Origin of the sequence: Metabacillus schmidteae, assembly GCF_903166545.1 — a bacterium.
Taxonomy (GTDB): Bacteria; Bacillota; Bacilli; order Bacillales; family Bacillaceae; genus Metabacillus; species Metabacillus schmidteae.
Genome location: NZ_CAESCH010000001.1, coordinates 3,323,871 through 3,349,050, shown reverse-complemented (window position 1 = coordinate 3,349,050; position 25,180 = coordinate 3,323,871). Strand labels below are relative to the sequence as shown.

Sequence of the window (25,180 nt, the reverse complement as noted above, 5' to 3'; positions counted from 1 at the left end):
ACGCCATTATGGCGTGCTATTTTTGTACATAATGCTATTTCTTCCTTTTCCTTTTTCCGATTTCTTCTGTTACGACAAAAGCAAGCTCTTCATTTCCATATAAAGATAAAACATTAAGAAGTGTTTGATCAGGGATATGTTCGGATTCTTCTTTTGGCACTGTTAAATCCATTGTTTGCTTTAATGCATAATTTGCTGGTTGGTCCGGATACGCTCTTACATATACCTCTGTTGGATCCAGATCATGATTTACACACCATTGGGCAAAAATCAGAATCATCATTTGCTCATCTTTTTGATAGTTTTCAATAATTTTTTGTTCTACTTCTTTAGAATTCACCCTAAAAACTCCTTTGTTAGATATACAAACATTATATCGAAATGAATATTGTTTTCCTACCTAGAATACTTTTTCAAATAGGCATTCACCCTTGTAAGATAATCTACATAAAGTATGGGTAAAGGTGTTGAAAGGGTGATAAGATGACAAATTCAGTTCGTCATTATTATGCAGGTGGAAATACAGCGAAAGGCTTTTATAGTTTATATGATTCTGTTTTAGCAGACTTAGAGAGAGTATATATATTAAAGGGTGGTCCAGGAACTGGTAAATCTTCATTGATGAAGAAAATTGGTCATCTTATGGAAGAGAAGGACCTGGAAGTAGAATATTTGCATTGTGCTTCAGATAACAAGTCGATTGATGGTGTTCTTTTACCAACATTAAAAATAGGAATCGTCGATGGAACAGCTCCACACGTTATTGAACCAAAAGCGCCAGGTGTAATTGAAGAGTACGTAAATCTTGGTGTTGCGTGGGACTCAAGTAAACTTTCCGAATATAAAGATGAAATACTGGCACTGAACCGAAAGATTTCTGATAAATTTAACGAAGCATATGATACATTTGCAGCTTCATTACGTGCACATGATGATATTGAAGAAATATATATTTCGAATATGGATTTTTCGAAGGCAAATCAATTAACAGAGGACTTAATTGTGCGTTTTTATGGAGAGCAATCACTTGCAAAGGAACCGAAAGTACAGCACCGGTTTTTAGGAGCAGCTACTCCAAACGGGGCTGTTGATTTTATTCAAAATCTGACAGCAGATATTTCAAAACGCTATTTTATTAAGGGGAGAGCGGGTTCCGGTAAATCAACGATGCTGAAAAAAATTGTCGCAGCAGGTGAAGAACGTGGCTATGATGTTGAAGTATATCATTGCGGGTTTGATCCCAACAGCCTAGATATGGTGATTCTGCGTGAATTAGGAGTGGCCATTTTTGATAGTACTGCTCCTCATGAGTATTTTCCTGATCGCGAATCAGATGAGGTCATTGATATGTATGAAACATGTATTACACCTGGAACAGATGAAAAATATGAAGCTGATATTGCAAGAACAACCAAAGCATATAAAGATAAAATGAAAGAAGCGATTTCCTATTTAGCAGAAGCTAAACAATTACGCGACAAACTTGAATCTTATTATATCGATGCTATGAACTTCGATATCATTAATCAAATAACAGAGAAATTAACAACTGAAATAGAGTTATTTATTTCAAAAGAGAAATAAAATGAAGGGGCAGTCTAAAAAATAGACTGTCCCTATTTTAATAGATAAAAACAGCTGATAAATTCGCTTCAATTTCGATTTTATTACTTTGGATAGGTGGAGCAGCCCCAGTAATAGATTCTGAAGTAAGAGCAAATGAAACTTGCCGTGGAGAAATTGTACCTGTCTCTTCATTTACTTTCACAGGAATCTGGTTTATGTTTACTCCAATTTGTTCTCCAAGCTTTGTTGCTTTTTCCGTTGCCTTTTTCATCGCTTGTTGTAATGCTTCCATATATAGAACATCACGGTTCGAAACATCAAAGCGAATGTTTTCAGCGATGTTTGCTCCTGCTGCAACTGCTGCTTCATATACAGGCCCAAGATTCATTAGGTTTTTAATTGTTATTTCAAGAATATGTTGAACCCTATATCCGGTCAGAATTGAAGCTCCTTCTGTAAATTCATAGACTGGTTGAATCGTATATGAAATCGTATTAATATCTTCGTTTAAAATACCTATTTTGTTTAATGCTGAAATAACATTGTTTGAAATAATTGCATTTTGTGATTGAGCGGTCTCGGCTTCTTTCGATTCGGTAACAATTCCAATTTGAATGATAGCCTGGTCTGGTGAAGCCGTTATTTTTCCACTTCCTGTAACAGTCATTCTTCCACGTTCTGTTGATGTCATTCTGGTCATTGAAGCGGTGGAATGGAAGTATGGGTTCGCATAAAAGGCCAAATTTTATCACCCTTTCAATAAATATTTATAAAAATTTGTATGAAGGTACCTGTAATTGGTAAGATAATGAAGTAATCGTATTAAATGTACGCGTGAAAGGGGCATTTATTCATGGATAAAATTGAAGTAGGGGAAATATTTTCGATCACAGATGAAAACAATGAAGAACATGAAGTCGAGGTGCTTGCTGCCATAACAGTAGAGGGGACTGACTATGTTGCTGTTGGGTTTGTTGAAGATATTCGTGATGAAACGGATGAAGATATCGATGTATTTTTTATGAAGTTAGACAATGAGGGAGATTTATCCCCGATTGAAAGTGATGAAGAATTTGAAAAAATCTCAGCCGTTTTCGATGATATCCTGGATGAGGAATAATAATTGCGCGGAATAGGGAGTAGGGGACCTCTCTATTCCGTTTTATTTTTTTACCATTATGCGTTTGATTTCGGAGTCAACTACGGTATAGCCAAGTCGAGATAGGTGTTTACGAATACCGCTTCGTTCCCATGTCATAAAAAGTGAATGCTCTAATGCATGTTTCGGATAAAAAATACCAATTCTTGTTAACTCATCGAATGAAATGCCCTTTTGGACAAATTTTTCAATTACTTCATCACGATGATCAATAATTGAAAGGTAATTGATCATAGCATGGTGAAATTCATTCTTTTGAAATGTCCCTTTTTGATGTCCGGTGATATAGTATTTTGCATCTAGAGAAAGCAGGCGCTTGGCTGAGGAAATAAATTCTTCAATGCTACCATCTGTGCCATTATACCAGGGCCCAAAAGATGTCATATCATAATCACCTGTAAAGACAATCCCTAAATCAGGAAAGTAAGGACAGCAAAACCCTTTTGTATGACCAGGGGTATGTAAAAAATGAACATGAATATTTCCAAATGAATATTGTTTTTCATATTCATAAAATCCGTTAATCTGAGTTAGACTTTTTATCCATATTTCAGGAATTTCTTTTTCCCATTTCTTTACACCTTCAGGACCCCATTCTTGAAAAATTCCATTTGCTTTTGCAATTCCTTCTATCGTCAGGGGCATATGAAATTCAATTGTATTAATCCACTTTTCAGTTTCATGAAAAAGAACATTATGACGAGTATGATCAGGGTGATAATGTGTATTTATAACCAAATCAACACCCGAATCCGCTTGAATCTGCTTTAATAGGGTTGAATCTGCACCAGTGTCGATTAATACTTTTTCAGCAGATCCTTCAATATAAAGACTTCTTGAAAAAGGAACTTTACTTTTGGATGGACCTTCAATTAATTTTACCGGACCAATTTGTTTCATGGCCATCACCTCTAATTGATTTATGAATGAATACTCATTCATTCTATCATAGGCATTTGGAAATGGAAACTAACTTTTATACATTCGTGAAAAAGGACAAGCATATGATAAGGAGAAGACAAAAGGGTGTGAGTGAAATTATGATGTTTAAAGGGAAAAAGATTGCTGCATCTTTATATGCAACAATGTCGATTACATTCTGGGGTGTCTCATTTGTATCAACAAAAGCTGTGTTAGACAAGCTGGATCCTTTTACACTATTAGTCATAAGGTTTGGAATTGGTGCTGTTTTTCTTTTCCTCCTCTTAATGGTCCTAAAAGAGAAATTGTCTATCAATATAACCTATATTCCTCATTTACTTATTTTAGGGATATTGGGAGTTTTTATCCATCAAGTTGTACAAGCAAGTGCACTCCTCACAATAGATGCTTCATCTGCAGGATGGATGATTTCATTGTCGCCCATTTTTACGGTTATCTTATCCATGGTTTTTCTACACGAAAAAATGACTTTTTTCAAAGCCATTGGGATGATTCTCGCATTATTTGGTGTGTTAATGGTGACGACAGCTGGAAGTGAAAAATCATTTGAACCGGCTTTAAATCTTGGCTATTTACTCATGTTATTAAGCACGTTAAATTGGGCCATTTATTCGGTACTTCTGAAAAAATTAAATATACCATTGTCTCCGCTTGTAATTACGTTTTACATGAGTTTGATTGGATTTATACTAACCCTTCCTTTCTTAATACGGAATAAAGGCTGGGAATCCATTCCACTATTACAAGCAGGGGAATGGGTTCATTTATTGTTTTTAGGCATCTTTGTTTCAGGAGTAGCTTATTGGTATTGGGCAAAAGCACTTCACGTGTTAGAGGCCACACAAGTGTCTGTTTTTCTATATTTAGAACCATTAGCAACGTTGATTGCCGCTGTGGTATTACTACATGAAAAAATTGTTCTCATAAGTGTATTAGGAGGCATCATAATTATTATTGGAGTTGTTTTTGTCAACGGGCAGCTACATTATATGTTGAAATTTTTTCATGGAAGAAATAAACGACCATAACCTATTTTTACTCCTTACTAAAGAATAGACAGATTTGCTCGTTCCAACATAAGGAGGTTAGTTGAATGCACTATCAAATACGACTTGATGGAATTTTAGGGAAATTGCAAAATCCTACAAGTGAACAGCTAAAAGATGCATTATTAGAGGCAAATGTTCAGCTTAAGGAATTACAACCTGAACTAGGGACGTCAAAGGGGAAACCGTATTATCGAAAATTAATTTATCAAAATGAACATGTTGAGCTGCTCGTTATGAATTGGTCTGAACTTGAATGTGCTCCACATGATCATGGTCATTCCTTTGGATGGATTCAAGTACTCGATGGAACGGCAAAAAACACAGTGTATAAAGTAAATGGTGACACCTTGCCACTAGAACTATTCACAGAATTTCAAGAGCAAGGAAAAGCATTTTTTGCACCTAAAAATGGTGTTCATAAAATGTCTGTATCAAATGATGGCAAATTAGTCACGCTCCACCTTTATTCACCACCAATAACCGGGATGAAGGTCTATGATTTAAAGAAATGTGCCGCATGTATCGTATCTGATGACTGTGGGGCATGGTGGCCAGAGGCTACAAGGCAAAAAGTAAAGGAAATAAAGCTAGAAAAAGCTGCAGATTAATTCTGTAGCTTTTTTTCACTACGCAAAACCTTAGATTATTTTAGGAAAATACTATATGATTATTATTTAAAAGAGAAACTGAATTAAGGAGTTTGTTAGATCCTATGAAACTTGTATCATGGAATGTGAATGGAATTAGGGCTTGCGTGAAAAAGGGATTTTTAGATTATTTTCACGAGGTTGATGCAGATATTTTTTGTATTCAAGAAACAAAAATGCAGGAAGGGCAATTAGATTTAGAGCTTGAGGGATATTATCAATATTGGAATTATGCGCTCCGCAAAGGGTACTCAGGCACAGCTGTTTTTACAAAGAAAAAACCTATACGTGTTTCTTATGGTGTTGGAGAAAATGAAGAAGAAGCAGAAGGAAGAATCATTACGCTGGAATATGAAGACTTCTATTTAATAAACATGTATACACCAAATTCAAAACGTGACCTGACAAGACTTGAAGAAAGACTTGCTTGGGAAGAAGATGTAAGATCCTATCTTACAATGTTGGATCAAGTGAAACCTGTTATCTTATGTGGTGATTTAAATGTCGCACATCAGGAAATCGACTTAAAAAATCCTAAATCGAATAAAGGAAACTCGGGGTTTACAGATGAAGAAAGAGAAAAAATGTCCCGTTTATTAAGTGTTGGTTTCGTTGATAGTTTTAGACATTTGTATCCGGACAAAACAGATGTATATTCATGGTGGTCTTATATGAGTAAGGTTAGGGAAAGAAATATTGGGTGGAGAATTGACTATTTTATTGTTTCAAACAAATTGAAGGATCAATTGATTGATTCACAAATACATTGTGACATATTAGGAAGTGATCACTGTCCTGTTTGTATAGAGATGAATCTGTAGAAACTTGTGTAAATTGGATATACTATTGTCATAGAAACTTTCGTGAATGGAGGACAAGCTTTGTTAAAGGAACGGTTACAAAAAGTAGTAGAGCAAGACAATATTGAATTATTTGAGGAAGAAAAAGCATTACTAGAGAACGATGGGTTACTTTCTAATAATCAGCTTTCAGGGTTAAACGTAAAAGAGTCGTCATCTAGATTTTCGGAGGTATATATTGAGAGAAGTCTGAAGGAAACAGATGAACTTGTCAGCACAGAAACAGGGAGTTTTTTAGAAAAGCCACTACATGATCTGAAAGAAAGTATGGCGGAATTTATTTATGTTGAATCAAAGTGGTTTGATGTGATCGGTATAGATGCCATTTCTTTGGAAGTAGATGATGTATTTGGCACCTATGAGGCAATGTTTGGCTTAAAGCTTAAGAAGAATGAAGAAACAAAAATCAGAGATTATGTAAATGAAAGCAGAATAGGTGAAACGATAAAATATAATCTGTTGTTTAACCAACAAGATGGGCTATGGGATATGAATCTTACGTTAGATCATATAAAAGGTTTTGATGAAAAGATGACATTCGGTGAGGTATTTTGTTTTATATATAAGTATTTATTCCGTTTGGTTTTACAAATAGAAAAAAAGTAGATGACGAAGAAAAAGGAAATGTTCTCGAATGTGAGCATTTCCTTTTAATCATATTATTGTTGAAGTCTTGTCCGTTTTTTATTATTCACTTAAATACGAACAGCAATAATCAACAACGGTATGTGCCTTTACCAGAAAAGATTCATTTGCCGGAACATAAAAAACACCTTGTCCATCAATTGTTTTCCAATCTTCACCTTGTAATTTATAATCTAATCGCCCTGAAACAATATCCATTTCTTCTTTCATACTTGTGGAAAATTCATATTCGCCAGGTTGCATGATTCCCAATGTTTTCTTCGTTCCATCACTAAAAAGAAGAGTTCGACTTGTAACTTTCCCTTCGAAATAAAGATTTGCTTTCTTTTCAATTGTTATATTTTCAATACTCGACATTATTCTACATCCTCTCCAAGTAGTCTCGTTTAATTTATCACAAAATTTAGAATAGTGGAATATAAATATTTTTTTATGTAGAATCGTAATTTAACAGTTTGCTTAAGTGATAGATATTAGGTAAAATGTACAGTATTGTTAATTAGGTGAAGTATGAATAGCAAGGAGAAGTTAAGTTGGACAGTTTTAATTTGCAATTTTTATATTGTGTTTTAATTATTTCACTAGGTTATATTTTAAAAAGAGGAAACATTATTAAGGAGAAAGATGGGGAAGGATTATCAAGAATTATTTTTAATCTCACCTTACCTTCTTTAATCATTGTTACTTTTTCTGATATAACATTAGAACCATCATTATTTCTACTCATTTTAGCTGGTTTTCTATATGGGATACTAATTGGGTTTTTAGGTCTTTTTGTTTTTCGTAAAAAGAAAAAAAATGTAAAAGGGATGCTGGGAATGATGGTACCCGGCTTAAATATCGGCCTATTTGCCTATCCGCTCGTTGAGGTTATCTTCGGGAAAGAGGGTATAACCTATTTTGGTATGTTTGATGTCGGGAATGCCTTTATTGTGTTTGGCTTAAGCTATTTAATAGGGAGCTTTTACTCAAATGAAGAAGTAAAAATGGATTTTAAGACAATTGTTTCAAAAATGACAAAGTCTATTCCGCTAATGACATATATTTTAGTTGTTATCATCAATTTAGTAGGTCTAACTTTGCCTTCAGTCATAGTAGATGTAGCAGGTATTATCTCGGGTGCTAATATGCCTTTATCTTTATTGCTTTTAGGAATCTATTTGAATTTTTCATTTGACAGAAGTTATGTCAAGTTGATGCTGCAATATCTAGGTCTAAGATATGGTGCAGGATTGCTTATAGGTATTTTATGTTTCTTTCTGTTACCATTTGATGATATGTTTAAATATACGTTACTGCTAGGCTTTTTATTGCCAACATCTATGTCCGTTTTACCCTACTCAGTTGAATTTGAATATAATCAAAAGTTTGTTGGAACTTTATCAAATTTGACTATTATCATTAGCTTTATTTTACTTTGGTTGTTAGCGAATCTTTTTATTTGATGGCTTACCTTTAGGGCTTTATTTTGGTAAAATCATTTTAATGTACTGCAAGAGAGAAAGAAGGAAAGGCTCCATGGAATCATTTTTACAACAGCATTGTAAGGAAATGCTGAACTTTATTGAAAGATTAGTAAATATTGATAGTGGCTCTTATGATAAACAAGGTGTTGACCAAATAGGAGAATTGTTAAAGACTTGCTATGAAGAATTGGGTTTTTATGTTAAGGTTATTCCTCAAAAAGAGTTCGGCAATCATTTAGTTATTGAACATAAAGATTCAATGAACCCTGGTATTGTTATTCTTGCTCATATGGATACTGTCTTTCCAAAAGGAACCGTTGAGGAAAGACCGTTTAAAATAGAGGGTAATCGCGCATATGGACCGGGTGTTATTGATATGAAATCAAGTCATGCTACGGTTTTATACGCGATAAAAGCGTTAATAAATGAGGGACAAGAGGCATATAAGCATATAAAAATTGTCCTAAATAGTGAAGAAGAGATTGGCTCACCAACCTCAAAATCGCTAATCGTAAAAGAAGCAAAAAATGCAAAATATGCCCTTGTCATGGAACCGGCACGAAAAGATGGTTCACTAGTCTCGGCACGAAGAGGAAAGGGAAATTACACGCTTATTGTTGAAGGAAAAGCAGCACATTCCGGTATTGAACCTGAAAAGGGAAGAAGTGCTATTGAAGAATTAGCACATAAGATTATACAACTGTATGAGCTTTCAGACCATGAAAAAGGAATTAGTGTGAATGTGGGCCTTATTGAAGGTGGATCAAGTGCGAATACTGTATCTGACCATGCTGAGGCCCAAATTGATGTTAGGATGAAGGAAATTGAACAAGTAGAGTTCATTGAAGATAGGCTTGAAAAAATTTGTTCAACGACAGAGGTAGCAGGCACAAAAATTCTTCTTGAAGGGGAAATGAACCGACCTCCTATGGAAAAAAATAAAAAAACACGTGCGTTGCTTAGATTAATACAAGCAGTAGGAGACGAAATTGGCATTGAAATTGAGGATACGTCAACAGGAGGTGGCTCTGATGCCTCCTTTACGTCCTCTTTAGGAATCGCCACAATCGATGGTTTGGGTCCAATCGGTGGAAACGCACATAGTGACAAAGAATATTTGGAAATCCCAAGCCTTGTGGAGAGAACTCATCTATTAGCAACAATCATGAAACGACTGGCTGAAAAACAACATGCGTAAAAAGACAAACATGATGTTTGTCTTTTTTATTTTATAGTTTATAATCTATTATTCTTATTTGGTAAAGCTGAAAAAGAACTATTTTTAAATCGTTCACCTAAAAAATACATAGGACTTATTTATTGTTAAAAATTAAATGGAATGATATATTGAATATAACAACTATACTAAAAGGTGAAAAAACATATGAAGACTCCACTTTATGAGCAAATCTATGACTACATTATTGAACAAGTAAACAAGGGATTTTTAAACTATGGTGATCGAGTACCTTCTGAAAAAGAATTATCAGATAAATTTAATGTAAGTCGAATTACCTCGAAAAAAGCGTTGGATTTACTTGCCCAAAATTTAATTATTGAAAGAATAAGAGGGAAAGGTTCATTTGTATCTAAACGAAGTAATGAGGAACAAGAATACGAATTAGTAAACACTTCTATCTCAAATGAAAGTGAAAAACGGTACACAGTTGCTCTTGTCATTCCAGGCTTTTCTGATAATTTTGGAACGACATTGGTAAAAGCAATTGAAAGGGCTTGTACTGAAAAAAACGCAAATCTAATTATAAGGCAAACACACGGGAAAATAGAAGAGGAAGAAAAAGCAATCAAACAGTTAGTAAATGATTCAGTAGACGGTCTTATTATTTTCCCGGTGCATGGTGAGAATTATAATGTCGAGCTGCTCAAGTTAAGCTTGAAAAACTTTCCGCTCGTTTTAGTAGATCGCTATTTAAAAGGAATTCCGGCCAGCTCAGTTTGTACAGATAATCGACTAGCCAGTGAGCAGATTACCAATTATTTATTCACTTTAGGTCATCAAAACATAGGCTTTATTTCATCCTCACCCATTGGTACTTCAGCAATTGAAGAAAGAATTCAAGGGTTTCAACTTGCCTATTCAAAGCAAGGGATTCAATTAAAACAAGAGTTTATGTTGTTGTCGCTTCTAAATAGTCTTGATCAGGAACAAGATAACGAAAGTTTATTTAAAACAAATTACGAAATCATCAAAAAGTTTATTCAGTCTACCCCTTCAATTACAGCCTTTGTAGCTTGTGAATATGATTGGGCTATATTGATTACAAAAGTATTACAAGATTTAGGGCACCAAATACCTACTGACTATTCACTTGTGTGTTTTGACTCACCAACCCACCCTTTCAAACGCCCAGATTACACTCATATCAAGCAAAGTGAAGGAGATATTGCAAATAAGGCAGTTGATATATTATATGAGCATATCTCTTTAGGGAAAAAAGACCCGAAACATATTGTCATTGATTTCACATTCCTCGAAGGACTTTCAACATAATCTTCAGTAAACATATAAGATTGATAGAAATAGGGAGCTAACTGAATTTAGTTAGCTCCCTATTTTTAATTTTAAAACTTTTCAAAATGTTATTGACATACTATTATTACCTTGTTAATCTAACAACATACCATTAATAATATGTTAACCAAGTTGTTATATCATTTATTCGGCGTGTAAATGTAAGCGCTATTATTTATTGGTGGTACATACAGCCTTGTTTTGACAGAAAAGAACGTAGAGAGAAAGGAGGACAAATGTTTTTCTAATAAGCTTTTCATCACAATTTTGAGGGGGATTGGAATGAAAATGAAAAGAAAGTTAGGATTTATAACAATGATATTTCTTATGTCTTTTTCACTTATTATGACAGGCTGTTCGTCAAACTCTAGTTCATCTGATAGCAAAGATAACGAAGGCAAAACAACCGTTACATTTTGGCATTCTATGACAGATGTTACTGGTGAAGCTGTGACAGAAGTTATTAAGGCTTTTGAAGAAAAAAATCCGGATATTAAAATTAATGCTGTATATACAGCCAATCAAGGGGAAGGTCAAAACGAAAAATTATTAACAGCTGTATCTGGAGGAAATCCACCGGATGTTGCTTATTTTGATAGATTTGAAATTGGCTCGTGGGCTGCACAAGGGTCATTGGAAGACTTGACAGAGCTTGCTGAAGAAAGCGGCGTAACAAAGGATATGTATTATCCATTTGCATGGGAAGAGGCAAGCTATCAAGGGAAGCTATATGGGTTGCCTACATCAACTGACTCTCGCTTAGTATATTTTAATATTGATCATTTTGAAGAAGCAGGCTTAGACCCTAATAACCCTCCTAAAACAATCGCTGAGCTGGAAGCTGCAGCTGAGAAACTAACGATTAAAGAGGGAAGTAGATTTCAACGAATTGGGTTTATCCCTTGGTTTGGTCAAGGTTGGTTATATGGCTGGGGCTGGGCGTTTGGCGGAGAGTTCTTCAACCCTGATACAAATACTGCAACAGCAAACGATCCAAAAGTAGTGGAAGCATTACAATGGATGACAGATTATGCTCAAAAATATGATGTGGAGGATATTGCAGGCTTTACAGATTCTCAAGGTACAGGTGCAATGGACCCGTTTCTAACGGGACAACTTAGTATGAAAGTTAGTGGTCCATGGGAGGTTTCTGCTATTAAAAAATTTAAGCCTGACTTGAACTATGGAGTGTTCCCAATGCCAACTCCAACTGGTGAAAACCATACAACATGGTCTGGCGGCTGGTCAGTCGTTATTCCAAAAGGAGCGAAAAATAAAGAAGCAGCTTGGGAATTTTTAAAATTCTTTAGTGGTGAAGAAGGACAAAAGATATTTAGCGGTATTTCAAGAGACTTTTCTGTGATTGACTCTGTCAATGAAGAGCTAGGATACAAAGAAGATCCAATTTTAAAAGAATTTGTTGAAATTTTACCTGTTTCTCATCATCGACCTGTAATGACACAAGGTTCCTTATATTGGAATGAATTAGCAAGTGCAGTTGAAAATGCAACAAGAGGAAATGGAACTCCTGAGGAGCTGTTAACAAAAGTGACTGATAAGGTTAACAAAGAGCTCAATAAATAAAAAGAGGGGAGAAGTTTTTCTCCCTTGCCTTTAATAGACGGGAGGGTATTGCAGGTGAAAAGCAATCCGATTAATGAAACAACGACACAACATGTCCAAATTCATCCAAAGCGTAAAAATATGCTAGCAAAGTTTACGGAGTATAAATATGGAATTTTATTTGCTTTACCATGGATTCTTGGACTTATTATTTTTTACGCAATTCCTTTATTTTCTTCAATCTATTTCAGTTTTACAACATATAGCATTCTTCAACCCGGGGAATTTATAGGACTGCAAAATTACAAGGATTTATTTCAAGATCCTTTGTTCTGGAAATCAGTGTACAATACGATTTATTTCACCGTACTTTTTGTCCCATTAAGCATTATTTTGGGTGTGGCATTAGCTATGATGTTGAATATGAAAGTGAAAGGTATGGCCATATACAGAACAATCTTTTTCCTACCGACTCTTGTTCCGCATGTAGCACTTGCAGTGTTATGGATGTGGCTTTTAAATCCTGGCTTCGGATTAGTTAATGGCTTATTAAATATGATCGGAATCGAAGGACCGGCGTGGCTTGGAAGTGAAACCTGGTCAAAGCCTTCCCTTATTCTTATGTCATTGTGGGGTATTGGGCAGGCTGTGGTTATTTATCTTGCCGGGTTAGGAGATATACCTGATGATTACTATGATGCAGCAGATGTAGATGGTGCCAATTGGTTTCAGAAAACCATTCATATCACGTTGCCACTTTTAACACCTGTTATCTTTTTTAACTTAGTTATGGGAATCATTGGTGCGTTCCAGCAATTTACATTGCCGTACACGCTAACTCAAGGACAAGGTACTCCTGCAAATTCGTTAACTTTCTATGTGATGTATTTATATGACAATGGATTTAAATTCTTTAAGATGGGTTACGCATCAGCAATGGCTTGGATTTTATTTATTATCATTATGGCTTTAACTGCATTCGTATTTATGACATCTAAGCGCTGGGTTCATTATCAAGGAAAATAGGGGGGAAGTATATGGATGGAACAGCGAAAAAAAACGTTTCTAAAAGTTTGGCACATATCGTTTTAATTGTCGCATCTTTCTTTTTTCTTATTCCATTTATTTGGATGGTATCAACCTCTTTAAAGCCTCTGGATCAGGTGTTTACATTTCCGCCTGAGTGGATTCCAAATCCTGTACAATGGAGTAATTACATTGATGCAATGAACTATATTCCGTTCTTCACCTATTTAAAAAACACGATTCTCATTACATTGTTCAGTACACTTGGTGCAGTGCTGTCCTGTCCACTTGTTGCCTATAGCTTTGCAAAACTAAAGTGGCCGGGCAGAAATGTTCTTTTCATCATCACAATTGGTGTCATGATGATACCAGGACAGGTTACAATGATTCCGCTTTTTCTACTGTTTGAGAAGCTAGGATTAGTTGGGACACCTTACCCTTTAATTATCCCTGCATTTTTTGGTATACCGTTTTATATCTTTCTATTAAGACAATTTTTTATGGGGCTGCCTGATAGTTTAAGAGAAGCAGCAAAAATCGATGGTGCAGGTGAGTTTAGAATCTACTGGCAAATTATGCTGCCACTCGCAAAACCGGCAGTTCTAGCAGTTGGATTATTTCAGTTTATGGCGAGTTGGACTGATTTTATTGGTCCATTACTCTATTTAACTGATTCCGTTCAGTATACGTTATCCCTTGGACTTCAGCAATTCCAAAGTCAAAAAGGCTCTGAATGGGGATTAATGATGGCAGTTTCAACAATGATGACAGTTCCAGTGATTATTTTATTCTTCTTTTTACAGAAGACCTTTATTAAAGGTATTACATTCAGTGGTATTAAATAGAATAATAGAGAACAAGTTGGAGGCGAAGAAAATGAACAGACAAATTGGAATGAGGATTCCACCAAAACTTGGAGCAAATGGATTTGAAGCACTAGCAAAATGGGCATCAAATATAGGAATCGATGTGATTGATGTCCCTTATTACAATGAGGAGGTTAAAACAACTCTAGAAACAAACGGGTTAGAAGTAGGATCAATAGATGGGGTTGGGGCAGTAGGGCAAACAAAGCTTTTAAGCGCTGACGAAAAGGTACGTTTGCAGGCAGTAGAGTTATTAACAGCTCAATTTAGTGAGATTGCAAGCTTAGGTGGTCGTGTTATCTTTATGTGCTTAGTACCGGAAGATATCACGATGAACAGAAAGAAAGCGTTGTCAATTTGGAAAGAAACATTTCCATCTATTGTGAAACATGCTGAAAAAGAAAATCTTTATATTGCTCTTGAAGGATGGCCAGGACCAGCTCCTTATTATCCGACACTAGGAACAACACCTGAAATGTTAAGAGCGATGTTTCATGAAATTCCGTCCAAGCATTTCGGTCTGAATTACGATCCTTCACACCTAGTAAGGCTAGGTATTGACCATTTGCGAGTATTAACTGAGTTTGGAGATCGAGTGAATTATTGTCATGGGAAAGATACAGAGATTCTTCATGAAGATTTGTATGAATATGGCATTCTACCGGCAACATTTGGTACAACATACGATTTCTCTGAAGGATCTTGGCGCTATACAATACCAGGTCAAGGAGAGGTTGATTGGGGGAAGGTTGCTGTTCGCTTAGAGAGAATCGGTTACAACGGTCCAGTTAGTATTGAACTGGAGGATCATCGTTATTGGGGATCAATTGAAGCGGAACGTCAAGGAATTATAAAAGCAAAAGAACATCTTTCTATCTATTTTAAATAATGTTTGAGGGGGAATTTAATATGTCAAAGACAGTAAAAGTAGCGATCATTGGTTGTGGGGGAATCGCAAATGGAAAGCATTTGCCAAGCTTAAGTAAAGTAGATGCTGTTGAGCTTGTTGCCTTTTGTGATGTCATAGTGGAACGAGCTGAAAAAGCAGCACAGCAATATGGAGCACAGGATGCAAAAGTGTATGAAAATTATCAAGACTTACTTGAAGATGGAACAATTGATGTTGTACACGTGTTAACACCGAATGATTCACATGCTGAAATTTCCATTGCTGCTTTAGATGCAGGGAAACATGTTATGTGTGAAAAACCGATGGCAAAAACGTCCCAAGAGGCACGCGGCATGCTGGAAGCAGCAAAGCGTTCCGGAAAAAAACTGACAATCGGATATAATAATCGCTTCCGACCAGATAGCCAGTATTTACATAAGGTATGTGAGCGTGGAGATCTTGGGGAAGTCTATTACGCAAAAGCGCATGCAATTCGCAGACGTGCTGTTCCTACATGGGGCGTTTTCCTTGATGAAGAGAAGCAAGGTGGAGGACCATTAATTGATATTGGAACACATGCACTTGATTTAACATTATGGATGATGAATAATTACAAGCCAAAATCTGTTATGGGCTCAACATTCCATAAGCTTAGCCAAAAAAGAGATGCAGCAAATGCATGGGGACCTTGGGATCCTGACAAATTCACAGTTGAAGACTCAGCTTTTGGATTTATTACAATGGAAAATGGAGCAACAATTGTATTAGAGGCTAGCTGGGCACTTAATTCCTTAGAGGTGGATGAAGCTAAATGTTCACTTAGCGGTACAGAAGGTGGAGCAGATATGAAAGATGGGTTAAGGATTAATGGCGAAAACTTCGGAAAGCTTTATACAACGAATGTTGATCTTGGACCTGGTGGAGTAGCATTTTATGATGGCAATGTGGAATCTGATGCAGATTTAGAAGCACGATTATGGATTGATACGATTCTTAATGATACTGAACCGGTTGTAAAGCCGGAGGAGGCTTATGTCGTAACGCAAATCTTGGAAGCAATCTATGAATCTGCAAAAACAGGTAAAGCGATTTATTTTGATGAAAAGGCAGCCCTTTTGTCAAAATCATAATGTATTAATCCACATCTAAATAGCTTTATGTAGATGATAAAGGGGGATCTTCATGACACAAGTTATTCAAATTGGCATCATTGGAAGTGGTGGAATTGCGGCTGCACATGCACGGGCTTATAAGCAAATGCCTGAGGTGAAGATTGTGGCTGTTGCCGATGTGGTACCCGGTAAAGCAAAGGAATTTATTCAAAGCCTTGAACTGACAGATGCAGTGGCATTTGATGACCATCGGGAACTTCTACAATTAGATATCGATGGAGTAAGTATTTGTACACCAAATGTTGCTCATCACTTTACAACAGTAGATTCATTAAAGGCTGGTAAGCATGTATTAGTTGAAAAGCCGATGGCAGTTACATTACAGCAAGCGATTGAAATGGTTGAAGCGTCAAAACAAGCTGATCGAATGTTAACCGTAGGCTTTCAACCAAGATATGATCCAAATATGCAAGCAGTAAAAGAATTAGTTCAATCAGGGCAACTAGGAAATGTTTATTATGTTCAAGCTGGGGGAGGACGCAGACGCGGCATGCCTGGTGGTACGTTTATTAATAAAGAGTTGGCAGGTGCAGGCGCCATGGCAGACATTGGCTGCTATTCTTTGGACTTGGCGCTGAACACACTCGGATATCCAAAGCCACTAACAGTCTCAGCGTATACATCTAATCACTTTGGAACCAATCCTCTCTACCATCGGGAGGCAGATAAATTTAATGTAGAGGATTTCGGTTCAGCCTTTATTCGATTAGAAGGTGGAATGGTCCTAAACTTTAAAATATCCTGGGCCATGCATATGGATTCACTTGGACCAACACTCTTTTTAGGAACAGATGCCGGATTAAAATTAACACCCGCAGGAAATGGACCATGGAGTGGAGTTTGGGACGGCGGGATAGGTGAAATTAGCTTGTTTCATGACATAAAAGGTCATCATGTTGAAACAGAAATTCCAGTTAAACAACATCAGCTTGATATCTTTTATGAAAAAGTCCGAGATTTTGTTATAGCCATAAAAGAAGAGAAATCTGCTCCAATACCTGGTGAGCAGATTGTGATTAATCAAGCTATTATTGATGGGATTCTCAGGTCATCAGAGGAAGGCCGAGAGGTATCAATTGAGATTCCGGATTTTAAATAGTAAGACCAAAGAGAGAAAGAGTGATCTTTCTCTCTTTGTATTGGGCAGTATGTTGTTCGAGAAATGTCTAGTCAAAAATATATTTCGGATTTCGAAAATAAATCTTTATATTTTTCAATAAAATGATAGAATCAAAGATAAAACCAACTATCCTAAAAATAAATTCCACAACATCCATAAGTTTTTAAGCCGAGAAAGGGAGATGAATTATTATAAATTCTCAAGATGACACCTTATCGACCAAAAAGATTCTCATGTTCTTTGTTCCATTAGGATTGTCAGCAAGTTTAGTTACGTTTTCCCATATGATTATTAATGGAACCTTAACGAGAGGGAATGACGCAGAAATTATTATTGCAAGTTATGTTGTAGCCATGAGTCTTTTTGGCATAACGGAACGTTTAGGGGTACTGCTGCGAAATGCTTGTTCAGCATTGGTACGTGACAAAGTTTCATTCCGTGCAATGTCAATTGTAAGCGCTTATGTAGTAGTGAGTTTGATGCTGGCTGCTGCTTCAGTTGCTTTTACACCTGTAGGAAAATGGATTTTCTCAACATTGTTTGGAGCAGATCAAAGCATGATCTCGGAAATTATTAGTGTGTACCAAGTTCTCATCTTTGTCACCTTTTTTTCAGCTATACGATGCTTGTTTCAAGGTGTCATTATTTTGAACAGGCAGACAAAATGGTTAACCATTGGAATGGCCATCCGTTTAATTGTTATGTATCTCTTATCACTGTATTTTATTCAAACAGGAAATATCGACGCAAGAACAGGTGCTATTATCTTTTTGTCTGGAATGGTGGTAGAAAGTTTAATCAGTTTTCTGGAGGGGAGAGTGCTGGTAAAAAAAATGGTCGATAAAGATCCAACACATTCGATCCGAACGAAGAAGCAGATTTTTCAATTTTATCATCCACTTATTCTTTCATCACTTATTATTGTTATGGTTGGACCGGTAATCAATGCTTTTTTAGGGAAAACGAATGAAATAGAATTAGCGATTGCGTCTTATGCAATTGCCTTGAGCATTGCTCAATTATTTCTAAGCTTTTTTACATATATACATCAAATCGTCTTAACCTTTCATAAAGATCATCCGCAAAAGGTACAGCAGTTTACGGTTATGATTGGCTTTATTCCGACTATTATACTAGCGGTTTTTTGCATAACACCGATTGGAGCGTTTGTTATTAAACATCTTTTAGGGGCAAGTGATCGGTTAGTGGCGGCAAGTCTTGAAAGTCTATATGTCTTCATGCTTATGACATTAGCTTTTCCGTTTATCGATTATTGTAATGGTTTACTAATGGTGAAGAAAAAAACGAAGGTAATGGTTTACTCACAATCTACAAATCTTATTTTTACGTTTATCATTCTTGTCGTTACTTCAGCTATTTTTCCGCACTGGAATGGAAAAATTGGGGCATTGGCACAATCTGTCGGTATGGTTTCGGAACTTTGTATATTAGCCTTCATTTTGTACAGCGGAGGAAAGAAAAATCAGCTTCGTCACACGGAGAAGAATTTTGTGAATGGATAATCAACTTATTCAATAAAACAATACGCCACAAAGCCTTAGTAATTAGGGGCATGTGGCGTTCTTTTGTTATCCATAGAAGAATACATTCAATTTATCTTTATTATCAACAGTAGCCAAGAGAACTTCTTTAACGTTTGTTTGGTACAAGTTCTCTAATTGAGAAGTAATCCACTCTTCATCCTTTCGAATTTCCTTTAATTCAGCGATAAGTATGATTCCTTCTTTAATGATGGTTCTTGGATGTGTGAAGGGTTCGGTTTTTATACCTAATGTCTCAGGTGTTACGTTTTGATACTTAGGATCCAGTAAATATGAGACTTTACCATTTGCTTCCCATGTTGCTAAAACGACTTTTTTTACATCTTCTATCTGATTTTCTCGTAATTCTTCTAGGAGAACATCTAAGGAGATTCTTGCCTTTTTCAACCCTTCGTAGCGAATTTCTCCGTCCTTTACAATGGTAACAGGAGGACTATTCACTAATTTTCTAAACCATGGCCACTTCAGAAGCATATAAACGCCGCTAATATATAAAACCATTAAGACAGTCGTAGTAATAATAGATCCTTTAAGTCCTAGATGTTGATCTGACAAGGGGTGGGCAATAATGTTTCCAATGACAAGGGCAATGACAAAATCTAGAATTCTTAATTGAGAAATTGTTCGCTGACCTAATGTTCTTGCGATAATCAGTAAAAAAATAAAACCTATAATAGCACGTAAAACCCATTCAAACCAAGTAAGAGTATCTTGGCTGCTGAAAAAATCCAATTTCTTACACATCCTTATTGAGAGGGATTTTATCCTTATTGTTCCAATATAACGGGGCAATAAACCTTTTACTTAATTAAATTTTATTGAAGGGATATTAGGAAAAGGTTAGATGGACAGAAGAGAATACTTTTCAACTTTCAATGAAAAGAAAATTGCCATGAATTTGATAACGCTTACATATAATGTTTTCAGTAGTATGTTTGACCAAAGGTGAAAATATCAACTGGGAGGGAAAAGCATGCATGCTGTATGGCTAGCTATTATTGGAACAATTGTATTTTGGTTAGGATATCGGTTTTACTCAAAGTTTGTCGCAGAACGAATTTACCGACTTGATCCAAACTTTGTCACTCCTGCACATGAGTATCAGGATGGGGTAGATTTTGTTCCTACAAAAAAATCTGTCTTATGGGGACACCACTTTACATCAGTTGCAGGGGCAGCTCCAATTGTTGGACCTGCAATTGCTGTGTATTGGGGTTGGCTTCCAGCTTTACTGTGGGTATTGTTAGGAACAGTTTTTGCGGCTGGAGTTCATGATTTTGGAACACTGGTCCTTTCAGTCCGTAATAAAGGCCAATCTGTAGGGACATTAGCAAACAAGTTGATCGGCAAACGGGCAAAGTTATTATTTCTATTCATCATTCTTATATTAGTATTAATGGTTAATGCTGTATTTGCCTGGGTCATTTCAAATTTATTTATCAAGTTCCCGGCAAGTGTTATTCCGGTGTTTATTGAAATTCCGCTAGCTATTTGGATTGGTTATGCGGTTTACAAAAAGAAAGGAAGCATGCTGATTCCATCGATTGTTGCTCTAGTAGTGATGTATGGATCAGCTGTATTAACAAGTAAAGTGCCGGCTTTACAAATTGATTTGGTGAAATACTTTGGCGGGGCCGAAGCTACGACTCTGTTTGGGTTAAACGGTGTTTCGCTTGCATTCTTTGTTTGGATAGTGGTTTTAATGATTTATTGTTATTTCGCTTCCACTTTACCGGTATGGAAACTCCTGCAACCGAGAGATTATATTAATTCACATCAATTAGTCGTTGGTTTATTGATTATGTATGGAGGACTTTTATTTTTAAATCCCGAGATAACTGCACCAATTACAAATCCTGATGCAACCGATAAATCATGGTTTCCGCTATTATTTATCACAATTGCATGTGGAGCCATTTCAGGATTTCACGGTCTTGTTTCGTCAGGAACTTCTTCTAAACAGCTAGACAAGGAAACAGACGCACGTTTTGTTGGCTATTTAGGTGCTGTAGGGGAAGGCTTTTTAGCTCTTATTGCTATTATTGCATGTGTAACGGTATTCTCTAGTGCAGGTGAGTTTAAAGAAGCTTATAGTTCATTTGCAGCAGCAAATGGCGGTGGTCTCGGCAACTTTATAGCGGGTGGTGCACAGCTTGCTACAGGAATAGGCATTCCAGCTGATATTGCAGGGACAATCATTTCAATCATTGTTGTGAGCTTTGCCGCAACAACTCTTGATTCGTCTGTTCGGTTAATGAGATATATCATTGCAGAGTTAGGTACAGAGTATAAGGTACAACCACTAACAAAACCACATGTTGCCACATCGATCGCAGTTATTTCAAGTGCGGCACTAGTTTTATTACCGAAAGGTCCGAATGGGTTTGGTTCTGGTGGCTATTTATTATGGCCTTTGTTTGGTACGTCAAATCAATTGTTAGCAGGTATAAGCTTACTTCTCATATCAATTTGGCTCAAACGCCTTGGCCGTAATTACCTCGTTTCGTTTATTCCAATGGTGTTTATCTTATTCATGACAATATGGGCAATGATTCAACAAGTTGTGTTTGAGTGGTCAGGTTTAGGTGCTGCTGATATGAATCTACTGTTGTTTATCTTCGGAAGCATCATCTTAGTTTTTGCCATCTGGATAATGTTAACAGCCTTCAAGGAATTAACCAAACGAGACAATCAAACAAACCTATAAATTGAAAGAGGGGGAACCTAGTTTAACAGGTTCCTTCTCTTAATAAGGAGTTGAAAAAAGTTCATGAAGAGTTTTTCCGCTATAAAAAAACTTCTCTTACTCTACGATGAAATCTTATCTGTACAACATAAAACAGAAGTTGCAAGAGAAATCCAGGATGAAGATGATTTATTTCTTTTTCTATGTTTATCTGAAACTTTGGGTCTTCCGAATCCTGCGTTTTACTATACGTTAGAACTTTATCCATATATGATTGAAAAATTCCATGATTGGCACTTGAGAATGGGAATGGATAAGTCGCCATTAGATGGATTTCGCTGTTGTTAAGGATGATAAGTAAGGAGGTTATCGTTTTGAGAGAAAAGATTTTATTTATAGGCGGAAAAGGTGGAGTGGGTAAATCAACAAGTGCAGCTGCGATCGCTTTAATGCTCGCACAACAGCGAAAGAAAACACTATTAGTTTCAACAGATCCAGCCCATAATATAGGGGATATTTTCCACCAGCCACTTAAAAATCAGCCAATAGAGGTTTTTCCAATGCTGTTTGCGTTAGAAATTGATCCCGGTATTGAAACAAAAAAGTATATAAAAAAAGTAAAAGAGAATATTCAAGGTGTAGTGAAATCCCATATGCAAAGCGAAGTATTTCGCCAAATTGATTTGGCAAGCTCCACTCCGGGTGCTGAAGAGGCCTCATTGTTTGATCGAATCGTTTCTATAATCCTTGATGAAGGTGAAAATTATGATCACATTGTCTTTGATACTGCACCAACTGGTCATACGATCAGGTTATTAACACTTCCGGAGATTATGGGTGTTTGGATTGATGGAATGCTGGAGCGACGAAAAAAACGAAATGAAACCTATACACAGCTACTAAATGATGGTGATCCAATTGAAGATCCGATCATAACTGTGCTGCAACATCGCAAGCAACGCTTTATGAACGTACGTCATATTCTTTTAAACAAGAAGCAAACAGGATTTATTTTTATTTTAAATGCTGAACGACTATCTATCCTTGAAACGTCAAAAGCAATCAAAATGTTGGCAGCTCATCAACTTAACGTTCATACATTATTTGTTAATAAAATATTATCAGAAAATGATGAAAGTCAATTCTGGAAAAAAAGACAACAAACAGAACGTGAATATTTAAAATGGATAGAAACCGAATTTGTTAATCAAGAAAAACATTATATTCCATTATTTGAAACAGATATTCATTCCATTTCATTATTAAAGGAATTCGCCAACTATTTAAAAGAGCATATATCTATATACTAGGTGGAGCTTTGTTGCTCCATTACCTATCAGTTAACATAATATAATTATGAAAACTTAAAATCCGAATGTGTATGTTTGTAAATAAACGATAAAAAAGGATACAATATAGAGGATTGGAGGGAGATCATGGATCGTCTAGATGAGTATATACAACAAGGTATCCACGGACCACGAGAAATAAATCCGGATGAACGTCGTAAGTTTTTAGGAACATTGCGTGAGCGAGTTGTTGTCGTCCTTACAAAGTCACAAGTCAGAGAGCCTGGTACATATAAGGAAGTGGAAAATTTAATGTCTAAAAACAACGAGGCCACACTTTTTCTCAATGGAAATATGAACTACTCCTACCTTTCTGACTATATTAAATTAGCCAACAAAGTTGGAAATAAATTTTCACTTTCAACAAATAAAGAGCATGATAGTGACTTGGGTCTTGTATTAGCATATGATCATGCAGTGAACATAGAGGATATCTACATAACAAAAGATGAGAAAACAGAACGAAAAGAAGAACATGATGAAAATAGTGTCATTCGGTTTTTTAAAAAGCTTTTTTAGAAAAATATAAAATGAAGTAAAAAACACACGTTTGTCCCAGAGCATTTCTTTATATCCATCCGTATTATATGGAAACAACCTATGGATGGAGTTGAAGAAAATTGGCAAAAAGATATAGAGGAAAAACATTAAAATCATTGCCTTCAAAAGGGCGGGGAACATGCCCCTTATGTGGAAAAACAAGAATTAAGCTTGTATATCCTCATCGAACAGTAGAAAATGAGCTAATAAAGGTTTGTAAATTTTGTAGAAATAAGTAAAAAAGCCAATGCAAATTGTGTTGGCTTTTTGTTATATTTACCTGATTTATCTAAATAATCAAAATACTATATTTCGATTATAACGTCCATTTTCCCGAATAAGATAGTAATAAGTAAAGAATTTATTATGTTCAATAAAAGTGAGGGGAAATTATGAGCAATATAGATGCCAATATGGCAGGTAGTATATGGAAAATTCTTGTGAGTGTCGGTGACAACGTGGAAGCTGGTCAAGAGGTCGTAATCTTGGAATCAATGAAAATGGAGATTCCAATTGCTGCAGACACAAAAGGGATTGTCAAAAAGATTCTTTTCAATGAAGGAGATTTTGTGAATGAAGGAGACACTTTAATTGAAATTGACTAAAAAGGAGAGGATATGTTGAAATGGCCGCAAGCTGTAACAATTAAAGAGGTAGGTCCTCGTGACGGGTTACAGAATGAAGAGATTTTTGTACCGACAGTAGATAAGGTGCATTTGATTAATCAGTTGTCACGTACTGGTTTATCATATATAGAAGTTACCTCCTTTGTTCATCCAAAGTGGATACCAGCTTTAGCAGATTCAGAACAAGTCGTCAAATCGATCAATCGTGAAAAAGGGGTACGATATGCAGCACTTGTACCGAATCAAAAGGGACTTGAAAAGGCTATAGAGTCAAATATTGATGAAGTGTCTGTTTTTCTCTCTGTAAGTGAGACACATAATATGAAAAATATGAATAAATCAATTCAAGACACTCTACCAATCTTACAATCTGTTATTCATGATGCAAAACGTTCAGGTAAATCTGTTCGAGGATATCTTTCTACAGTTTTTGGTTGTCCATATGAGGGAGAAATTTCTCATCAAAAAATCCTTAAACTATGTGACAAATTACTTGAAATGGGTGTTTATGAAATTTCTTTAGGTGACACAATCGGTGTAGCAACTCCCAAGCAGGTACAAGAGTTACTAAATACATTACTTAAAAGGTTTTCAGCAAAGCAAATTGCCATGCATTATCACAATACAAGAGGAACAGCGCTCGCTAATGTAACCGCTTCCTTGGATGCGGGGATCATAACATTTGATAGCTCTTTAGGTGGGTTAGGTGGTTGTCCCTATGCACCAGGGGCTTCAGGAAATGTCGCAACAGACGATCTTCTGTACATGCTCCATAAGATGGACATTCAAACAGGAGTTGATATGTCTGAACTCCTCAAAGCGTCGGTATATATTCAAGAGCGACTCGGCAGACCTTTATCAAGTCATAGTTTACTTGTTTATCAGAATAAAAAACACTAAAGGAGGGACTGTCA

Annotated in this window: 27 protein-coding genes; 22 read left to right on the top strand and 5 right to left on the bottom strand. The window is 36.1% G+C overall.

All coding sequences use genetic code 11. From position 1 onward, the window contains the following. Nucleotides 1-34 precede the first annotated feature (34 nt). On the bottom strand, nt 35-340 hold the full coding sequence (locus HWV59_RS16180) for a hypothetical protein (protein ID WP_175639487.1): 306 nt from the start codon (nt 338-340) through the stop codon (nt 35-37). A 143-nt stretch (nt 341-483) separates the two neighbouring features. Here HWV59_RS16180 and HWV59_RS16175 point away from each other — a divergent pair, with 143 nt between their 5' ends. Next, nucleotides 484-1,584 (top strand): PRK06851 family protein, encoded by a 1,101-nt coding sequence (locus HWV59_RS16175; protein WP_102228913.1) that lies wholly within the window; start codon nt 484-486, stop codon nt 1,582-1,584. A 37-nt stretch (nt 1,585-1,621) separates the two neighbouring features. Here HWV59_RS16175 and HWV59_RS16170 read toward each other — a convergent pair whose 3' ends face one another. Next, nucleotides 1,622-2,308, bottom strand: a complete 687-nt coding sequence (locus HWV59_RS16170; RefSeq protein ID WP_175639486.1) for an SIMPL domain-containing protein — start codon at nt 2,306-2,308, stop codon at nt 1,622-1,624. Between the two features lie 111 nt (nt 2,309-2,419). On the opposite strand from HWV59_RS16170, the gene HWV59_RS16165 reads away from it, so the two are divergent. Further along, the gene (locus tag HWV59_RS16165) at nt 2,420-2,686 is read left to right on the top strand and encodes a DUF1292 domain-containing protein (protein ID WP_102228911.1); all 267 of its coding nucleotides are present in this window, start codon (nt 2,420-2,422) and stop codon (nt 2,684-2,686) included. A gap of 42 nt (nt 2,687-2,728) precedes the next feature. On the opposite strand, the gene HWV59_RS16160 is transcribed toward HWV59_RS16165, so the two are convergent. Then, the gene (locus HWV59_RS16160; protein WP_175639485.1) at nt 2,729-3,625 is read right to left on the bottom strand and encodes an MBL fold metallo-hydrolase; all 897 of its coding nucleotides are present in this window, start codon (nt 3,623-3,625) and stop codon (nt 2,729-2,731) included. Between the two features lie 140 nt (nt 3,626-3,765). Here HWV59_RS16160 and HWV59_RS16155 point away from each other — a divergent pair, with 140 nt between their 5' ends. The 4 genes from HWV59_RS16155 (at nt 3,766) to HWV59_RS16140 (ending at nt 6,829) form a co-directional block, all read left to right on the top strand. Next, on the top strand, nt 3,766-4,695 hold the full coding sequence (locus HWV59_RS16155) for a DMT family transporter (protein WP_407941638.1): 930 nt from the start codon (nt 3,766-3,768) through the stop codon (nt 4,693-4,695). Between the two features lie 65 nt (nt 4,696-4,760). Beyond that, on the top strand, nt 4,761-5,324 hold the full coding sequence (locus HWV59_RS16150; protein WP_175639484.1) for a cysteine dioxygenase: 564 nt from the start codon (nt 4,761-4,763) through the stop codon (nt 5,322-5,324). Nucleotides 5,325-5,428: 104 nt separating this feature from the next. Next, the gene (locus tag HWV59_RS16145) at nt 5,429-6,184 is read left to right on the top strand and encodes an exodeoxyribonuclease III (RefSeq protein ID WP_175639483.1); all 756 of its coding nucleotides are present in this window, start codon (nt 5,429-5,431) and stop codon (nt 6,182-6,184) included. Nucleotides 6,185-6,244: 60 nt separating this feature from the next. Next, a complete protein-coding gene (locus HWV59_RS16140) occupies nt 6,245-6,829 on the top strand; it encodes a branched-chain amino acid aminotransferase (RefSeq protein ID WP_175639482.1) in 585 nt (194 codons plus the stop codon). Nucleotides 6,830-6,910: 81 nt separating this feature from the next. Here HWV59_RS16140 and ppnP read toward each other — a convergent pair whose 3' ends face one another. Further along, a complete protein-coding gene (gene ppnP, locus HWV59_RS16135) occupies nt 6,911-7,225 on the bottom strand; it encodes a pyrimidine/purine nucleoside phosphorylase (protein WP_175639481.1) in 315 nt (104 codons plus the stop codon). 176 nt (nt 7,226-7,401) lie between these two features. Here ppnP and HWV59_RS16130 point away from each other — a divergent pair, with 176 nt between their 5' ends. The 10 genes from HWV59_RS16130 to HWV59_RS16085 all read left to right on the top strand — a co-directional run bounded on the left by HWV59_RS16130 (nt 7,402) and on the right by HWV59_RS16085 (nt 19,026). Continuing rightward, entirely contained in the window at nt 7,402-8,313 is a 912-nt protein-coding gene (locus HWV59_RS16130; protein ID WP_175639480.1) for an AEC family transporter, read from the top strand. A gap of 73 nt (nt 8,314-8,386) precedes the next feature. After that, nucleotides 8,387-9,532 carry a M20 family metallopeptidase gene (locus HWV59_RS16125; RefSeq protein WP_175639479.1) on the top strand — a complete coding sequence of 382 codons (1,146 nt, stop codon included), beginning with the start codon at nt 8,387-8,389 and terminating at the stop codon, nt 9,530-9,532. Nucleotides 9,533-9,718: 186 nt separating this feature from the next. Continuing rightward, nucleotides 9,719-10,846 (top strand): GntR family transcriptional regulator, encoded by a 1,128-nt coding sequence (locus tag HWV59_RS16120; RefSeq protein ID WP_175639478.1) that lies wholly within the window; start codon nt 9,719-9,721, stop codon nt 10,844-10,846. Between the two features lie 303 nt (nt 10,847-11,149). Further along, nucleotides 11,150-12,451 carry an ABC transporter substrate-binding protein gene (locus tag HWV59_RS16115; protein ID WP_235991760.1) on the top strand — a complete coding sequence of 434 codons (1,302 nt, stop codon included), beginning with the start codon at nt 11,150-11,152 and terminating at the stop codon, nt 12,449-12,451. Nucleotides 12,452-12,571: 120 nt separating this feature from the next. Further along, nucleotides 12,572-13,456 (top strand): carbohydrate ABC transporter permease, encoded by an 885-nt coding sequence (locus tag HWV59_RS16110; RefSeq protein ID WP_175640091.1) that lies wholly within the window; start codon nt 12,572-12,574, stop codon nt 13,454-13,456. An 11-nt stretch (nt 13,457-13,467) separates the two neighbouring features. Beyond that, nucleotides 13,468-14,301 carry a carbohydrate ABC transporter permease gene (locus HWV59_RS16105; RefSeq protein ID WP_102228902.1) on the top strand — a complete coding sequence of 278 codons (834 nt, stop codon included), beginning with the start codon at nt 13,468-13,470 and terminating at the stop codon, nt 14,299-14,301. Between the two features lie 31 nt (nt 14,302-14,332). Then, nucleotides 14,333-15,211 (top strand): sugar phosphate isomerase/epimerase family protein, encoded by an 879-nt coding sequence (locus HWV59_RS16100; RefSeq protein WP_175639477.1) that lies wholly within the window; start codon nt 14,333-14,335, stop codon nt 15,209-15,211. A 20-nt stretch (nt 15,212-15,231) separates the two neighbouring features. After that, nucleotides 15,232-16,341, top strand: a complete 1,110-nt coding sequence (locus tag HWV59_RS16095; RefSeq protein ID WP_175639476.1) for a Gfo/Idh/MocA family protein — start codon at nt 15,232-15,234, stop codon at nt 16,339-16,341. Between the two features lie 52 nt (nt 16,342-16,393). After that, nucleotides 16,394-17,482 carry a Gfo/Idh/MocA family protein gene (locus HWV59_RS16090; protein ID WP_175639475.1) on the top strand — a complete coding sequence of 363 codons (1,089 nt, stop codon included), beginning with the start codon at nt 16,394-16,396 and terminating at the stop codon, nt 17,480-17,482. A gap of 254 nt (nt 17,483-17,736) precedes the next feature. Continuing rightward, nucleotides 17,737-19,026, top strand: a complete 1,290-nt coding sequence (locus HWV59_RS16085; protein ID WP_235991759.1) for a multi antimicrobial extrusion protein MatE — start codon at nt 17,737-17,739, stop codon at nt 19,024-19,026. Nucleotides 19,027-19,092: 66 nt separating this feature from the next. On the opposite strand, the gene HWV59_RS16080 is transcribed toward HWV59_RS16085, so the two are convergent. Further along, nucleotides 19,093-19,797: a DUF421 domain-containing protein gene (locus HWV59_RS16080; RefSeq protein ID WP_102228897.1), complete on the bottom strand. Its 705-nt coding sequence runs from the start codon at nt 19,795-19,797 to the stop codon at nt 19,093-19,095. Between the two features lie 241 nt (nt 19,798-20,038). Between HWV59_RS16080 and HWV59_RS16075 the strand changes: the two genes are divergently transcribed. The 6 genes from HWV59_RS16075 to HWV59_RS16050 all read left to right on the top strand — a co-directional run bounded on the left by HWV59_RS16075 (nt 20,039) and on the right by HWV59_RS16050 (nt 25,166). Next, nucleotides 20,039-21,772, top strand: coding sequence for a carbon starvation CstA family protein (locus HWV59_RS16075; protein ID WP_102228896.1), 1,734 nt, complete (start codon nt 20,039-20,041; stop codon nt 21,770-21,772). A gap of 63 nt (nt 21,773-21,835) precedes the next feature. Beyond that, nucleotides 21,836-22,099 (top strand): cory-CC-star protein, encoded by a 264-nt coding sequence (locus HWV59_RS16070; RefSeq protein ID WP_102228895.1) that lies wholly within the window; start codon nt 21,836-21,838, stop codon nt 22,097-22,099. Between the two features lie 26 nt (nt 22,100-22,125). Further along, entirely contained in the window at nt 22,126-23,061 is a 936-nt protein-coding gene (locus HWV59_RS16065; RefSeq protein ID WP_407941581.1) for an ArsA family ATPase, read from the top strand. 126 nt (nt 23,062-23,187) lie between these two features. Beyond that, complete coding sequence (locus tag HWV59_RS16060) at nt 23,188-23,619, top strand: YueI family protein (RefSeq protein ID WP_175639473.1); 432 nt, start codon at nt 23,188-23,190, stop codon at nt 23,617-23,619. Between the two features lie 413 nt (nt 23,620-24,032). Continuing rightward, complete coding sequence (locus HWV59_RS16055; protein WP_175639472.1) at nt 24,033-24,245, top strand: acetyl-CoA carboxylase biotin carboxyl carrier protein subunit; 213 nt, start codon at nt 24,033-24,035, stop codon at nt 24,243-24,245. A gap of 12 nt (nt 24,246-24,257) precedes the next feature. Next, complete coding sequence (locus tag HWV59_RS16050; protein WP_175639471.1) at nt 24,258-25,166, top strand: hydroxymethylglutaryl-CoA lyase; 909 nt, start codon at nt 24,258-24,260, stop codon at nt 25,164-25,166. The last annotated feature ends 14 nt before the right edge of the window (nt 25,167-25,180 follow it).